Here is a 14,417-nt window from a genome sequence, read left to right on the forward strand (position 1 = left end):
AAGCTATGAACACTTTAAAGCGAAAATTTTATTAAATAATTTATATAAGAAAATTGGGGTTCATTTAGGATAATCGGGGTGCCGTGTAATATCACTTCACCCCAACATTTGACATAGAACCGATTTTTAAGCTGTCGTTTCTTTCGCTTCTTTTAAACTACCTGAAATTCGATCAAATCCAATTTTAATTGCATTTATATACTCGTTCATTGCATATTGTGCAACAGATGAATGTGGATTTAAACTTTCAAATGCGTGATAAGCGCCAGGATACAAATGGAATTCAACATCAACACCAGCTTGAGCTAATTTTGTAACATATGTTAATGTTTCATCTCTGAAAGGATCCAATTGGCCTATAAAGGTATATGTGTATGGTAAATTGGAATAATCTGTTGCCCTTGCTGGAGCCGCATAAGGTGGAATATTATCAGACCCGTATAATTTACCTAAATATAATTTCCAACCCAAATCGTTCAATTGTTGATTCCAGATCATGCCTTCTGTAATTTCGTTGGCGGATGGTGTATTATTTGAATCATCAATCATTGGATATAAAGGCAATTGAACATGTACTTTCGGAAACTTTCGATCTCTAGCAAGTAAAGTCAATGCAGCAGTCAACCCACCGCCTGCACTGTTACCAGCAACAGCAATTTTATTAATATCTATAGATAATAGTTCAGCATTATTTACCATCCAGCATAATGCACTATAACAATCTTCGAGAGGTGTTGGGTATGAATGCTCTGGTGCTAAACGATAATCTACTGAGACAACGATGCAGCCTATATCCTTTACATATCTTACACATAGTGCGTCGTCAGATTCCGCTGCACCTAAGACATAACCACCACCGTGAATCCATAATAAACCAGGTAAATCACCATTTAATTTTCTAGGTTTATAAACTCGCACATTAATTTCTTCGTTATCATATGCTGAATTGCAATAACTTCGATTGAAACATCAGTTTGATCAACAGGCTCATTTCCATTCTTCATAGCCTCTCTTACTTGTGGTATTATTTCTTGTTCCAAACTTAGTTCCGGAAAATTGTCCAGTACTTCCAATAGCTCTGGTATTACTCTTTCGCGATTACGCATTAACAAATCTCCTTTCAAAATAATTGATAGTTAAACTCTTGTCTAACGCAATTATGCCAAAGACATAATTATCTATTAGATTATATGTTTGTCCTAACTAAGACATTCTTGTAACTTATCAAATAGGTTGCATTCAATCTAAAAAGAATCTAGATTATAACAATAAAATGAAGCCTTATTTTTTTGAATGAGTATATGTATTAATGATTTTGGGAAAAGGTTTATTCAGAAGACCTATATTATTAAAAAGAAAGCTGCTTTGTTGTAACGGTCAATTGAAAAAAACTTAGAAAACTACTTATTTTTCTGTATTGTATTTATTAAAATCTAAATAGGTTAGCAGTATAATTACTTAGATTTACTTTAAATTGGGACTTTTAGTAAAATGCTATTGTCTAAAAAATGCGTGTTGACATCATCTTATTCCTATAGTACTATTTTAATAGAAATTTAATATGAATGCCTCACGTTTACGAGTGAGGTAGAGGTGCGTTATTTATTAGTTTCTTAGGGAGTATAGAGCGAACAATGATCTAAGAAAGAAGGAAATATCGCCGAAGTATGAAAGTAGGCTCACTACTTCATGCTGGGTCTGCAGTGAATAACTGCAGGACTGTCTCAGCTGGTTCTCCCAAACCAACTGAGGTGTGCTATCTCAAACGGGAACGAAAGAGGATTTGGGCTATTGTATATAGGCGACCTGAGTTCATCTTAGGTCGCTTTTTGTATACCTTAGTAGATGATAAGTAAGGAGAGATGGATATGTCAAAAAAGCTAAAACTTTTAATAACTGCACTATTTGCGATTATGGTTCTTGCAGCGTGTGGTACTTCAGAAGAAGAAGGAAATACTGCATCATCTTCTGATTCAACAGAAGAAAAAGAGGTTTTGAAAGTTGGTTTAGAAGCAGCTTACCCACCGTTCAACTGGACTCAACAAGATGATTCGAACGGCGCTGTTAAAATTCAAGGTTCAGAAGAATATGCCGGCGGTTATGATGTTGAAATCGCTAAACGTGTAGCAGATGCTTTAGGTAAAGAATTAGTAATTGTAAAAACTGAATGGGACGGTTTATTACCTGCATTAGAATCAAATGTTATCGATGCGATTATAGCTGGTATGAGTCCGACTCCAGAACGTGCTGAAGTAATTGATTTCACTGAAAACTATTATACTAGTAATTTCGTTATTGTTACAAAAGCAGATAGCAAATATGCAGAAGCTAAAAGTTTAGATGATTTTGCAGGAGCTAAAATCACTTCTCAGTTAAACACAACAAATTATGCTGTAATCGATCAAATTCCTAATGTTCAAAAAGAAACTGCTATGGAAAGTTTTTCTCATATGCGTGTTGCTTTAGAATCAGGTGTAATTGATGGTTATGTTGCTGAACGACCAGAGGCTGTTTCATCTACTGCTGCAAATGAAAACTTTACTTTTGTAGAACTTGAAGAAGGTTTTGAAGTAGATCCAGCAGATGTTTCAGTTGCTATTGGTTTACGCAAAGGTGATGAAAGCTTAGCAAAAATTAACGAAGTGTTAGCTGGAATTTCTGAAGAAGAACGTCAAGAAATTATGGATCAAGCAATTGCTAACCAACCTGCTGCTCAATAACGCAGTGAACTTATCACTGGTCTATTTTTAGGCCAGTGATAACTTTTTTACTTAATAAGAAAGTATAAAAACTTTTGAAGATGTCTAGCTCCAGCGCCTAGCCCCTCGAGGTTGCGGTCTGCACCTTCCCACGTGTGCAAATTTTATTCTGCACCGAAAGCGAAGCAACAGGTGCAAGCACACTTGTCAGGTCCCTCCAGCGCTTTTCGGGGCTAAGCGGGGCGCTTACGCTTTTCTTAACAACATTCGTTGTGTATTAGTTTAGGAGGATATTTATGAGTTTTGATATAATACTCTCAATTCTACAAGAGAATTGGCCAAGTTATTTACGTGGCGCATATATGACGTTGCTAATAGCAATTATTAGTACAATTATTGGTGCTCTTATCGGATTATTTATTGGTGTTATGCATACAATTCCTCTTCGTAAAAGGTCGTTTAAGTCAATTATCTTAAAAATCTTTAGCTTCCTATTAACTGTTTACGTTGAAATCTTCCGTGGTACACCAATGATTGTACAAGCAATGGTTGTATTCTATGGTATCGCTTCTTATGGATATGAAATGGATCGCTTTGTTGCAGCAATCGTTGTTGTAGGTTTAAATACGGGTGCATATATGGCTGAATATGTCCGTGGGGGAATTGTGTCTATTGATAAAGGGCAGTACGAGGCAGCTGAGGCGATTGGAATGAGTCACTTGCAAACAATGATTCATATCGTTTTACCTCAAGTATTCCGCAATATTCTTCCCGCTACAGGGAACCAATTAATTATGAACATTAAAGACTCGGCAGTGTTAAGTGTTATTAGTGTTACTGAATTATTCTTTACTACGAAATCAATCGCTGGAGCGAATTTCCGTTTTGCAGAATCATATGTGATTACATGTATTATGTATTTAATTATGACATTTGTTGCATCTCGAATCTTGCGCATTATCGAAAAGAAGATGGATGGTCAGGATGCATACAAAGTAGAACAACGAAGAGAAGAACAAATGCTTTAATCGCGTAAGGAGATAAAAATGATGGAAAAAGTAATTGAAATCAAACATTTGAATAAATCATTTGGCAATCATGAAGTACTGCGCGATGTAAACTTTACAGTGAATAAAGGGGAAGTCGTTTGTCTAATCGGTTCTTCAGGTTCAGGGAAGTCAACATTATTACGTTGTATTAATCTCTTAGAGGTGCCAAGTGGTGGAGAAATTATATACAATGGCGAAAATATTCTAAATGAAAAACATGATATTAAAAAATATCGTACACACTTAGGAATGGTGTTCCAGCAGTTTAATTTGTTTGATAATCATAATGTGCTAAAAAATTGTATGGTTGGACAACAAAAGGTATTAAAACGCTCTAAGGAAGAAGCAAAACAAAATGCGTTAAAATACTTAAAAATTGTTGGGATGGACCAGTATATTAATGCAAAGCCAAGACAGCTATCTGGTGGTCAAAAACAGCGAGTAGCAATAGCTAGAGCTCTTGCAATGGATCCAGAAGTAATGTTATTTGACGAACCTACTTCAGCACTAGATCCAGAAATGGTAGGGGAAGTGTTAAAAGTAATGCGTAAACTAGCAGATGAAGGGAATACAATGCTAATTGTAACGCATGAAATGGAATTTGCACGAGAAGTTTCCGACCGAATTGTCTTTATGGATAAAGGGGTTATCGTTGAAGAAGGGCATCCTGATCAGGTGCTTGTAAATCCAAAACATGATAGAACGAAAGAGTTTTTAAAACGTACTCTAAAATAATTTCAAAAGATAAATTCCAATATAATGGGATTTATCTTTTTTATAATAAATTAACCTTAAGTTGATATGAACTATAGAATGGTTAACTTCTTGAATTCCATTCTGATATAACAATGAATACAATTGCAAAAATGATAGCAATTATAAAAAACCACATTGGAACGCCGCCGAAGGACATGGGCATATGTAAACACTCCTTTTAAATATATGGTATCATTATATAGTAATGAAAAAAACAGTAAATAACATTTGGTGAAATATTAGATTTATTTCCACAAAAAAGCTGAAATCGTATATAATAAAACGACATGATACAAAGTTTAAAGTGAGGTTAATTGTATGTTGAATTTAAAATGGAAAGATGCTCCAACAATTCGTAAAGTTAAGTGTGTAAACACAAATGCTGAAAAATATTTAGTTTCAAATGTCTTAACTGTTGGAAAAGAATATGAAGTGAAAAATGAAACTGAAGAGTTTCTTTTTGTAATCGACAACACAGGAAACGTCGGTGGTTATTATAAAGATTATTTTGAATAGAAAATATAAGACGCATACTCAATTTTGAGTCATTGCGTCTTTTTTTATTTCTTTATTTAAAATGTGTAATGTTTGCTTCAATAAAAGCTTGTTGTTCGTTGCTTTTTGCTTGTACACGTAAAGTATCCTCAATAGATTCAATTAGTTGTAATTGTGTTTCTTTAAATGAATCAATATCTTCATGTGTTAGGGTTTTGTATTTTTTCGAATCAGCTGCTGTAGCTTCTATCATTTTTGCGTTCTTTTTCATCATACTATCATGGGCTTCCATCAAACGCCCACTTGCCATATTTGCACGTCTTTGATTGTTAATTTGAATGAGCATCGATATTTGTGATTGCCATAATGGAATTGTTGACATTACGGATGCTTGGATTTTTTCTACTAACATTTGATTTGTATGTTGGATAAGCCTAATCTGTGGTGCTGCTTGAATAGCAATTTCACGTGATATTTGCAAATCATATAGTCGTTTATCTAACCATTCAATTGAATTTTTTAAGTCAACTAGACGTTGTTTGTCCATTAGATTTTTTGATTCGACAACTGATTGTTCCACTTGAGGCAGCACATTATTTAATAAATCTTGCTTTTTCAATTCACCAGCAGCGATATAAATGTTGATATTATGGAAATAATCTTCATTTAATTGATACATTTCATTGAGCATATTTAAGTCAGCTAAAAGCCCTTTTTGCGCATGTTGTAATTGAATGCTTAATCTATCAATATGTTTGCTGAGGCGGTTATATTGTGAAATCAGTTCTTGAATAGATGACTTTTGGCGTTTAAAAATATTGCTGAAAAAACCTTTCTTATTTTCAATTAAATCTTCAGGATTAATTTGTTCTAATTGCTCCATTAATTTATTAAGTATCTCACGAATTGGGGAAGTATCATTTCTTTGAACAGTAACAAGCATATTATGTGTAAAATTTTTTAATGTTTGCTGGACTTCTGCTCCAAATTGAAGAACGTTTTCATAATCAGAGATATCAAGTTTACTGGCGAGCATTAATGCATGCGATTGTTGCTCGGATTTCAACGCAGCGAAAGTAGGAGATGTTGTTTTAACAAAAAAAGAGCTCTCCTTGTTTAAAGCGTTTTCAAAGGATTTGTTTGAGCTCTTATTTTCTGTCATTACTTGCCACCCCAAAGTTCAATTTGCTGACGTTTTTTTTCATTTTCGTGTTTTACATAATCAAGTTCAATTTTTAGAGACTCTAAATCAGATTCAAGAGCTAATCTTAAGTCTGCTTCCATTGTTCCATGCAGCTCTTTTAACGTTTTACGAGTATCTTCTAATGCCAAATGAACATCGATATCCTTTAGTTGCTGCTGTGTTAACATTGAATACGTAGTTGTTAACTGAACAGCAGATTGTAAATGGGAGTAGAAGAAATCTTCCACAGAATAAAATTTTTGTGGATTCGCCTGAACGATATTAATGATTCGTTTCGAAAGTTTTGTCATTTCATTTAATAATTTAAAAGAGCTAATAGAACGAACACGAACATATTGCTGAGTTAAAGAATTCACATGGCCTTTTGCAATTTTTAGCTGAGCTTCAATATGTTTATATTCGGAGCGTGTAAGCCCTAGCTCTTTCGATTTTTTCATTTTTTGAACTGCCTTTATCGTCTTATTACTAATAAAGTAAGTCGCAAGGGTGATAATCGGCACGAAAATAATGCCAAGTTCAAAATTAATAATTGTTACAACGAATACTGTAAAACTAAATAAAAAGTTAAGTGCATGTCGAGTAATAAAATTCATAGCTCCAAGCATATTCGTACCTCCTAGTTGTATATTTCTAATACGTATATTTGTGGTAAAAAGTTTCATTATAATGTTGATTTCTAGTTCAAATCTTACAATTTTTTCACGCTTCTTTAAATAAATATAACCAAAAAGTAGAACAGAACTAGGTTATACTATATCCGAATCCATCGTAATAAATCCTTTTAGATCATCATAAATTTCAACTGTAAATGAATTTGATTTAGCTTGTAAACTTACTCCTTTTTCAACAAATTTCAAAAATTCATCGATAGAATTATTTTTTCCTTCAATTTCAAGTTCAATTTGTTTATGGTGATTTATTTTACAATATCCTTTTAAACCGAGCTCAATTGCTTTTTGTTTAATAAAAAAACGGTAGCCAGTACCCGTAACATCACCGAAAAAAATAATATGTGCTCGTTTCATTAAAATATCCTCCTTTTAATTAAAGTAAATCATTAAAAATAGAGAAAATCTTTAACAAATACAAACAATTTTTTTATTGTTATTGTATTATATTGGAACTATAATAGGGATATTTAGCTTTTTTAATGTTTAACAGATACTGTAATTTTAGAATATACGAGAATGTATAAATAGACAATTAAATAGTCTTTATCTAAAATACATATTGAAGAAAGGATATGTGGCTATATGTTTAAATTAATATATATGAAAGCTGATTATGAACCATGGTGGCAATTCGAGGGTTGGGAATCTAACATTGTATCTATAAATGAGTATGAAACAGAAGAGCAATTAAATGATGGTTTAAATACCATTTTAGAAAAATTTCGTGCTAAATATGAACACGAAGCGAGTAGAGAAGATAAGTATTATGCATTTTGGACAGATGCTGAATGCGAATTTTGTGAAGCGTGTGATGATGATTTACAAATTTATCACGGTATAATTATTGAAAAATAGGGAATATACTATAGTAAGACCGATCAATTTACAGAAATAAGAGAAAATTATAAAAAAGGTTGTATAAAGTGTTTGACAAATTGTAATATGATGGTATACTAAGAGTAACAATAAAATTGCTTGACCGGGTACAAATGATTCACATATTACAAAGAGTGATCGGTGTTACAGTCGGTACTCTTCGTAATATGTGAATTTTTATTTCGGTAAACAATCACATATTGTTAACATTTATTTTTTTGGAGGTTTTCTTAAATGAAACAAGGTACAGTAAAATGGTTTAACTCAGAAAAAGGTTTTGGATTCATCGAAGTTGAAGGTGAAAACGACGTATTCGTACACTTCTCAGCTATCCAAGGCGAAGGTTTTAAAACTCTTGACGAAGGTCAAAAAGTGGAATTCGAAGTTGTAGATGGCAACCGCGGACCACAAGCTGCTAACGTTGTTAAACTTTAATTAATTGCTAATTAAAACTTCATTCGTTAATCCGAGACATCCTTTTTTAGGGATGTCTCTTTTTGTTTTAACAACTATTAGATTCAATTTAAATATATTGGATTTCAATTTAACTATATTATTATTATGTAAACTAAAATATTACGAAAAGAAAAATTAATAATATAATTTTAAATGCAAGAAAAAACAGTAATTCACTTTAAGGTGAGAAAAGTAGATAACGCCCAAGCAGCAGGGGAGATTTGGAAGTTTCCTCACTTTTCTTTGAATCGCCCATTGCTAATAAGTAAACGCATCGAATCAATTGATTCGATGCGTTGTTTTATAATTTATTATACGTCTCATCATCAACAGGTTCTAACCATACAGGCGTACCTGCAGTGATGGCAATGTGTTCAAACCAGCTGTCTTTTGTAGCACCATGCCAGTGTTTTACACCGTCATGAGTGACAATAACATCACCAGCTTTTAAGAATTGTGCAGGTTTTCCTTCTTCCTGATACCAACCTTCGCCACCAGTTACTAATAAAAGTTGGAATCCATCACGATGGATATGCCAGTTATTGCTGCAGCCCGGTTCAAAGGTTACATTTCCAACACCAACATTTACCTTTGAATCCGCAATTAATGTTTTAAGATAACTTTGCCCTACAAAATATTGTGCAAATGCTTCATTTTTTTCTCCGATTGGGAAAATAACGCCATTTTTTAGTTCTTCATGCTTTGCCATTTTCATTCCTCCAATTAACTTCCAATTGATGACCTAATTATTTTAATTTCCCACCAAATACCGGGAAGAAACTATGCTCACCATAATCCTGAATGCGTTCTATATTATTTAGAGTCTGCATATCTGAATCGCTAATAATAAATTCGAGCTCTGCATTGTTTCTCATATGTTCTGGTTTTGCTGTCTTAGGAATTACTACAAGACCAAGTTGGATATCATAACGTAGGCAAAGCTGAGCAACAGATACACCATACTTATCAGCTATTAATTTAACCTCTGCATTATCAAGAACCGCACCGTGTGCAATTGGAGAATATGCTTCTACAAGTATGTCTTTATTCTGGCAATATTCAATTAGTTCAAACGGAGTATTACTCACATGTACTAATATTTGATTTACCATAGGCTTGATTTCACAGCTTTCAAGAATATTCTCTATATCGTCTTGTAGGAAGTTGGAAAGACCGATTGCCTTTACCTTTCCTGTTTTATATGAATCCTCCATTGCTTTCCATACTTCTTTGTTTTCATCAAAGTAACGATTCTCTTCACGGAATTCATTCCAAGGCTGTGGGCTGTGGATAATCAGAAGGTCAATGTAATCTAATCCCATCTTTGCTAAAGAATCATTAATGGACTGCGTAACTGCGTCATAGGTCTTAGCTTCCGCAGCTACCTTTGTCGTGATGAAAAGTTCTTCTCTTGCGACTCCGCAAGAACGGATTCCTTCACCAACACCAGCTTCATTCATATAAGCCTGAGCGGTATCAATATGACGATATCCAATAGCTACTGCATCACGAACTGCCTGTGCTGTCTGTGCGTCGTCAAGCAGCCATGTACCAAGACCTAACTTAGGAATCTCTACACCATTTGATAATTTAGTAACTTCATTAAACATATTTTTGTCTCCTTTGCATTGTTTAATTTTTTATAATACATTGTCATTTTCAATTCTTAATTTTCAGGATTAATTTCATTGACACAAGCTAATGCATTAAGTGTTCTTGGAAACCCCATATATGGGAGACAGTGGGTAATGGCTGTAATCAATAGTTCTTTGTCATTGTCCACATTTACGTTACCCTGAACATGAGCCTTCACTTGACCTTCTGCACCACCTAATGCACTCACGATACAAAGTGTCAACAACTCACGTGTCTTCAAATCAAGTCCACCACGGGTATAGAAATCTCCAAAACAGAAAGCAGAAAGATAGTCCTGGATATGCTTTTGATTTGCCGGAGCATTTTCCCGCATTTTTGCAATTACTTCACCAAAAATTTCTACCTGAACTGCTAGCCCTTTTTCAAAACGATTACCTTCATCTACCGATTTTTGACTTTTAGTTGGTAAAGCGATATTTTCCGCTTTATAAACTTCATTGACTTCATTAATAGCATTTAAAGTTTTTGCAAACCCAATATATGGAGCACATTGGTATACAGCTTCTTTAATCTCTACCGGTGTCAGTCCAACATTCAACGCAGCGTATACATGTGCTTTAAGCTGCGGCAATGTTTGATTGACAGTGAGTACTACTAAAGTGATTAACTCACGAAGTTTGTCATCAAGATTACCTTGATAAAAAACTTCCCCAAAAATAAAGTGGTTCAGGATTTCCTGAAAATCAGGATCTGTATTATGTACGCCAGTTGCTTCCTCTCCAAATAGCTGACTGAACTTTTCCTTGCTCTTTTCAATACGATCCATAAACAAACCTCCTGTTCGATTTCAAATACTTTAAGATGTTTCGAGGATAGACATTAAAGTATGAAAAATTACATATATGCATTAATACTCATATGTGTATAATTATAAAAGGAAAGAGTATGTCTTCAATGACCAATTGCTTACGATTCGTGTATTTATACACATTTTCATTAAAATTGAGCATTATTATAAGGAAATTTGGTGATTCTCGTTATGACTAAGGTAGATAGAAGAATAATTAAAACTCAGGAAGGAATAAAAAATGCTTTTACTGAACTGATGTCTGAAAAAAATTTGGATGAAATAACTATGCAGGATATTTCCGACAGAGCAAATGTTGGCCGTAGAACTATTTATCTTCATTATTTGGATAAATATGACTTATTGGATAAACTTATCGAAGAACATATCAATGAATTAAGGATACTGTGTCAATCAGCATCTGAATTAAGTTATACTGAGGGAAACCTCATTTGGTTTGAATATTTTGAACGCAATTATACTTTCTTTTCAACCATGTTAACAAGTAAAGGAGCCCCTTTGTTTCGAAGTCGCTTCTTAGACTTTGTCATTGAAGAATTAAAGAGCGACGTTAATGTAACCGAGGGTAAAAATCAAGGTTTAAGCAAGGATTTAATTCTTAAATTTTTTGGAGCAGCCATAGTAGAGATAGTAGAAGCGTGGTTCAATAATGGGTTATCTGAACCAACTGAGGTCGTGGCAGAACAAGTGGGGATATTATTGGATAGGAATCTATAAAAGGTCTCTAAAAACTTTAGCTAAAGTGTGGGGGTATTCTTTTAACGATTTAAAACAAGCTGATTGTTCAAAAGAAAATCAGCTTGTTCATTTTTTATTGGATCATACCGTTGATAATATTAAGGTAGTGATTTGCTTTATCTTCCATATTAAATAACACTCTATAATAATAGTCATAATCAGTAACATCTTATAAAAGAAAGGAATCTATCTTAAAAAAGCATATTAAAATAGATTCAATAACTTTTGGGTACAAATTAAACATTAAAGAAATTTTAATATTTGGGCTTGTTTTGTTGAACTACATTTGTGGGGCTTCCATACCAAATTTAGCCCATTCTTCTTTTGACGGACCGTAAATACCTGGAACAACTAAACCTGCCTGTCGCATTAGAACGGTCATTTGTCCTCGATGGTGGCTTTGATGTTGGATTAAAAACATTAGTAGTGAACCATTTGGAATTTGTTGACCTAAAAATTCAATTTCTTCATTCATTGTATGGTCAGTCCATTGTGTTTTTAATGCCTGAACAAATGCACTACTAGCTTGGTGATAGCTGTCCGCTATAAAATGAGCCGAAGTAGGTACGGGATAATCTTTATTAGGAGCTTCGAACGTTAAGTTTGTATTTGAAGTAATAATACGAATAGCAGTAACCGTATGCCAAGCAATACGTCCTAAAGTCCAATTTTGCGATGTTATTTCCTGTTTAAGTGATTCATCAGTTAGATTATTTAGTAGTTTCTGTGTAGCATCAGCTTCAAAATTCCAAGATATCAAAAAATGTTCTAAGGTTTGGAACATAAAAATCCTCCTCAAAAATAACTTTTTTCTATACATCTTTAGTTTAATTATATTCTCCATTAAGTGGAATAGGATTATAACTTTACAAAAAGTTTAATTTTTCCTGTTTTAATACAACCCTTATCCTGCGGTTGGATTCAATAACACGAATTACTCTCTTAAACGTAATCTTTGCACTTCATCATGAAGGTTCATAGATTGCATTAGTTCAATAATCAAATAAAAGAGATTTTCTTCGTAGTCTGGAGTTAACACGAAGGAAAAGAATGCATCGCGTATAAAAGCAAGCTTTTCAATTCTACTACTATCATTTAAATAATCTTTCATTCTTTTTAGTTCGTTGTCATCTAATGATTTATTAAAATCAAATTGATATTTTTTGTAGGAGTTATTAATTTCTTCGCTGCCTATTACACCTAACCCATCCAAGGTAGAAATGGAGACGGAATTAGAACGATCATTCTGTACCTTTTGTAAGTAATGACCTATACTCACTTGGCTTGATAAATATTTGTTTTTTAAACATTCGGAGATCTTAGTTTGTTTTTCTTTCCAATCTGGGGAAATATCCCTGGAAAATTCAAAATTCACTTCCTGGATAAAGTCTTCATTAGGATTTGACCAAATACTTTCTAACATTTCTGCGTGTGGAACGGACGATACTAAATCAAAAAATTCTTTTATATTATTTGCCATATACCGAATGGGTGGATCGTTTGTAGGGCTTACACAAACGATTGGTGCTTCTGTTAATGCAGGTACGCTGCCAAAATCAGTCAAGAAACCAAAATGTATACCATCGCCTCCAGTGTTTGCGAAAGGAATTAGATCTGGAGGGGTAATTGAATAAGAATCATCATGAATGCTAGGGCGAAATCCTATCATATCAAGTGATAAATCAATGTCGTTTAGTTCTTTTTCTAATTCATATAGCTTATAAATTTCATCAGGTATTTCATATGACCCATAGATTTTTCTAATACTATTATCCATTCAAATTCACTCCTGGAAATTAATTGTATATAAACATGATTCGCTATTTCTTTTAAGTTTCCTTTATTTTCCTCAACATCAAAGCACAATTCTTCTGCAAGAATTAGCCTTCTTTATTATGTAAGTTCAACTTTTGGAATAACATTGAGAAAGTAATTTGGATATTTATGTTAAAATGTAAATAAGATTATGAAACATTAAAGATCTGGCAGTTAGTTCAATAGGTAAATATGATGGTTAAATGTTTGTGGAGGTGTAATCATTGAACATAGATAAAGAAACTCCAGAAGAAAGAAGAGAAAGGCTAAGACAAGAAGAATTAAAAAGAAACCCGGCAGGAAGTATTCGTGGAGGAGGACTTCAAGATTTAATTGGGGATATGGGGTGGAAAGGTACAGGAATACTCATCCTTTTAATAATAGTAGGTATCATAATCTACTTATCTTTCTTCAAATAAAAGGCGCACATATGGGCACGGATGTTCTTGAAGGGTATAATACTTTTTACTAAATCAAAGGAGTTTTGCTTAATGAGCCAAAGAGTTTCTTACTATGAAATTGCCCCCGATGGCATGAAAATTATGATGGATATGGAAAAATACATGAAAACGACTGCAATCGATCGAAAACTTCGTGAACTTATTAAAATTCGTGTTTCTCAAATTAACGGCTGTGCATATTGCATAAATATACATACAGCAGATGCGCGGAAAATGGGTGAAACAGAACAAAGAATTTACTGTGTTAGTGCTTGGGGAGAGTGTGAATTCTATACAGAAGCAGAAAAAGTAGCTTTAGAATTGGCAGAGCATATCACATTAATCCCGACAAAACGTGTTCCAGATGATCTTTTTCAACGAGTACGTGCACACTATGACGAAAAACAGTATGTTGACCTTGTTTTGATAATTAATCAAATTAACAGTTGGAATAGAATTTCTATTTCAATGGGAAATATAGCAACTTAAAAATGATTCCTCTAAATTAAGTTAGCTAAATATTGAGGGGAAAATAGCCTACGTTAAAAAACATCATAGATTCAGATTCAAATTTGAGATTTTTTAAGTTGTCGAGCTTCCATAATTGGTGTAATTCCAAAATTTAAATTTTCATGTATTTCGCAAGTAAAAATTGAGCCATTTATTAATTAAAAACTGAGCCACTTAAACCTGACTATTTTCCAACCATTCCTTTGTGTCTAATATTCGATAAGATGGTCCTACCATGTCTACC

General features: G+C 33.5%; 17 protein-coding genes, 1 pseudogene and 1 riboswitch. Of the genes and pseudogenes, 9 read left to right on the forward strand and 9 right to left on the reverse strand.

Annotation, left to right across the window (positions count from 1 at the left end; all coding sequences use genetic code 11):
• Positions 1 to 126: 126 nt before the first annotated feature.
• Positions 127 to 1,106, reverse strand: a pseudogene (locus EKG35_RS18475) (alpha/beta hydrolase).
• Positions 1,107 to 1,580: 474 nt separating this feature from the next.
• Positions 1,581 to 1,767, forward strand: a riboswitch (Lysine riboswitch).
• A 101-nt stretch (positions 1,768 to 1,868) separates the two neighbouring features.
• Between EKG35_RS18475 and EKG35_RS18485 the strand changes: the two are divergent.
• The 4 genes from EKG35_RS18485 to EKG35_RS18500 all read left to right on the forward strand — a co-directional run bounded on the left by EKG35_RS18485 (position 1,869) and on the right by EKG35_RS18500 (position 5,020).
• Positions 1,869 to 2,720, forward strand: coding sequence for a transporter substrate-binding domain-containing protein (locus tag EKG35_RS18485; RefSeq protein WP_126296017.1), 852 nt, complete (start codon positions 1,869 to 1,871; stop codon positions 2,718 to 2,720).
• A gap of 275 nt (positions 2,721 to 2,995) precedes the next feature.
• Positions 2,996 to 3,727, forward strand: coding sequence for an amino acid ABC transporter permease (locus tag EKG35_RS18490; RefSeq protein ID WP_126296018.1), 732 nt, complete (start codon positions 2,996 to 2,998; stop codon positions 3,725 to 3,727).
• A gap of 21 nt (positions 3,728 to 3,748) precedes the next feature.
• Positions 3,749 to 4,483, forward strand: a complete 735-nt coding sequence (locus EKG35_RS18495) for an amino acid ABC transporter ATP-binding protein (RefSeq protein WP_126296019.1) — start codon at positions 3,749 to 3,751, stop codon at positions 4,481 to 4,483.
• A gap of 339 nt (positions 4,484 to 4,822) precedes the next feature.
• Positions 4,823 to 5,020: a DUF6501 family protein gene (locus tag EKG35_RS18500; protein ID WP_126296020.1), complete on the forward strand. Its 198-nt coding sequence runs from the start codon at positions 4,823 to 4,825 to the stop codon at positions 5,018 to 5,020.
• A gap of 52 nt (positions 5,021 to 5,072) precedes the next feature.
• On the opposite strand, the gene EKG35_RS18505 is transcribed toward EKG35_RS18500, so the two are convergent.
• The 3 genes from EKG35_RS18505 to EKG35_RS18515 form a co-directional block, all read right to left on the reverse strand.
• Positions 5,073 to 6,161: a toxic anion resistance protein gene (locus EKG35_RS18505; RefSeq protein WP_126296021.1), complete on the reverse strand. Its 1,089-nt coding sequence runs from the start codon at positions 6,159 to 6,161 to the stop codon at positions 5,073 to 5,075.
• Positions 6,161 to 6,808 carry a 5-bromo-4-chloroindolyl phosphate hydrolysis family protein gene (locus EKG35_RS18510; RefSeq protein WP_126296022.1) on the reverse strand — a complete coding sequence of 216 codons (648 nt, stop codon included), beginning with the start codon at positions 6,806 to 6,808 and terminating at the stop codon, positions 6,161 to 6,163. Before EKG35_RS18510 ends, EKG35_RS18505 begins: the two co-directional genes overlap by 1 nt.
• A gap of 141 nt (positions 6,809 to 6,949) precedes the next feature.
• Positions 6,950 to 7,228, reverse strand: coding sequence for an acylphosphatase (locus EKG35_RS18515; RefSeq protein WP_126296023.1), 279 nt, complete (start codon positions 7,226 to 7,228; stop codon positions 6,950 to 6,952).
• Positions 7,229 to 7,456: 228 nt separating this feature from the next.
• Between EKG35_RS18515 and EKG35_RS18520 the strand changes: the two genes are divergently transcribed.
• Positions 7,457 to 7,729, forward strand: a complete 273-nt coding sequence (locus EKG35_RS18520) for a DUF1033 family protein (protein WP_126296024.1) — start codon at positions 7,457 to 7,459, stop codon at positions 7,727 to 7,729.
• A 255-nt stretch (positions 7,730 to 7,984) separates the two neighbouring features.
• Positions 7,985 to 8,185 carry a cold-shock protein gene (locus tag EKG35_RS18525; RefSeq protein ID WP_036179813.1) on the forward strand — a complete coding sequence of 67 codons (201 nt, stop codon included), beginning with the start codon at positions 7,985 to 7,987 and terminating at the stop codon, positions 8,183 to 8,185.
• Positions 8,186 to 8,507: 322 nt separating this feature from the next.
• On the opposite strand, the gene EKG35_RS18530 is transcribed toward EKG35_RS18525, so the two are convergent.
• From EKG35_RS18530 to EKG35_RS18540, 3 genes are read right to left on the reverse strand one after another with little or no spacing between them, the layout of a single operon-like run.
• Complete coding sequence (locus tag EKG35_RS18530; protein WP_126296025.1) at positions 8,508 to 8,915, reverse strand: cupin domain-containing protein; 408 nt, start codon at positions 8,913 to 8,915, stop codon at positions 8,508 to 8,510.
• A gap of 37 nt (positions 8,916 to 8,952) precedes the next feature.
• Positions 8,953 to 9,816, reverse strand: a complete 864-nt coding sequence (locus tag EKG35_RS18535) for an aldo/keto reductase (RefSeq protein WP_126296026.1) — start codon at positions 9,814 to 9,816, stop codon at positions 8,953 to 8,955.
• Between the two features lie 56 nt (positions 9,817 to 9,872).
• Positions 9,873 to 10,628: a carboxymuconolactone decarboxylase family protein gene (locus tag EKG35_RS18540; RefSeq protein WP_126296027.1), complete on the reverse strand. Its 756-nt coding sequence runs from the start codon at positions 10,626 to 10,628 to the stop codon at positions 9,873 to 9,875.
• A 213-nt stretch (positions 10,629 to 10,841) separates the two neighbouring features.
• Between EKG35_RS18540 and EKG35_RS18545 the strand changes: the two genes are divergently transcribed.
• A complete protein-coding gene (locus tag EKG35_RS18545) occupies positions 10,842 to 11,387 on the forward strand; it encodes a TetR/AcrR family transcriptional regulator (protein WP_126296028.1) in 546 nt (181 codons plus the stop codon).
• Between the two features lie 301 nt (positions 11,388 to 11,688).
• On the opposite strand, the gene EKG35_RS18550 is transcribed toward EKG35_RS18545, so the two are convergent.
• On the reverse strand, positions 11,689 to 12,192 hold the full coding sequence (locus EKG35_RS18550) for a DinB family protein (protein WP_126296029.1): 504 nt from the start codon (positions 12,190 to 12,192) through the stop codon (positions 11,689 to 11,691).
• Positions 12,193 to 12,342: 150 nt separating this feature from the next.
• Positions 12,343 to 13,185 carry a hypothetical protein gene (locus EKG35_RS18555; RefSeq protein WP_126296030.1) on the reverse strand — a complete coding sequence of 281 codons (843 nt, stop codon included), beginning with the start codon at positions 13,183 to 13,185 and terminating at the stop codon, positions 12,343 to 12,345.
• A gap of 262 nt (positions 13,186 to 13,447) precedes the next feature.
• Between EKG35_RS18555 and EKG35_RS18560 the strand changes: the two genes are divergently transcribed.
• Both EKG35_RS18560 and EKG35_RS18565 read left to right on the forward strand, forming a co-directional pair.
• Positions 13,448 to 13,642: a DUF6366 family protein gene (locus EKG35_RS18560; protein ID WP_126296031.1), complete on the forward strand. Its 195-nt coding sequence runs from the start codon at positions 13,448 to 13,450 to the stop codon at positions 13,640 to 13,642.
• Between the two features lie 72 nt (positions 13,643 to 13,714).
• A complete protein-coding gene (locus EKG35_RS18565) occupies positions 13,715 to 14,152 on the forward strand; it encodes a carboxymuconolactone decarboxylase family protein (protein WP_126296032.1) in 438 nt (145 codons plus the stop codon).
• Positions 14,153 to 14,417: the final 265 nt, after the last annotated feature.

Origin of the sequence: Lysinibacillus telephonicus (assembly GCF_003966145.1) — a bacterium.
Classification (GTDB): domain Bacteria; phylum Bacillota; class Bacilli; order Bacillales_A; family Planococcaceae; genus Ureibacillus; species Ureibacillus telephonicus.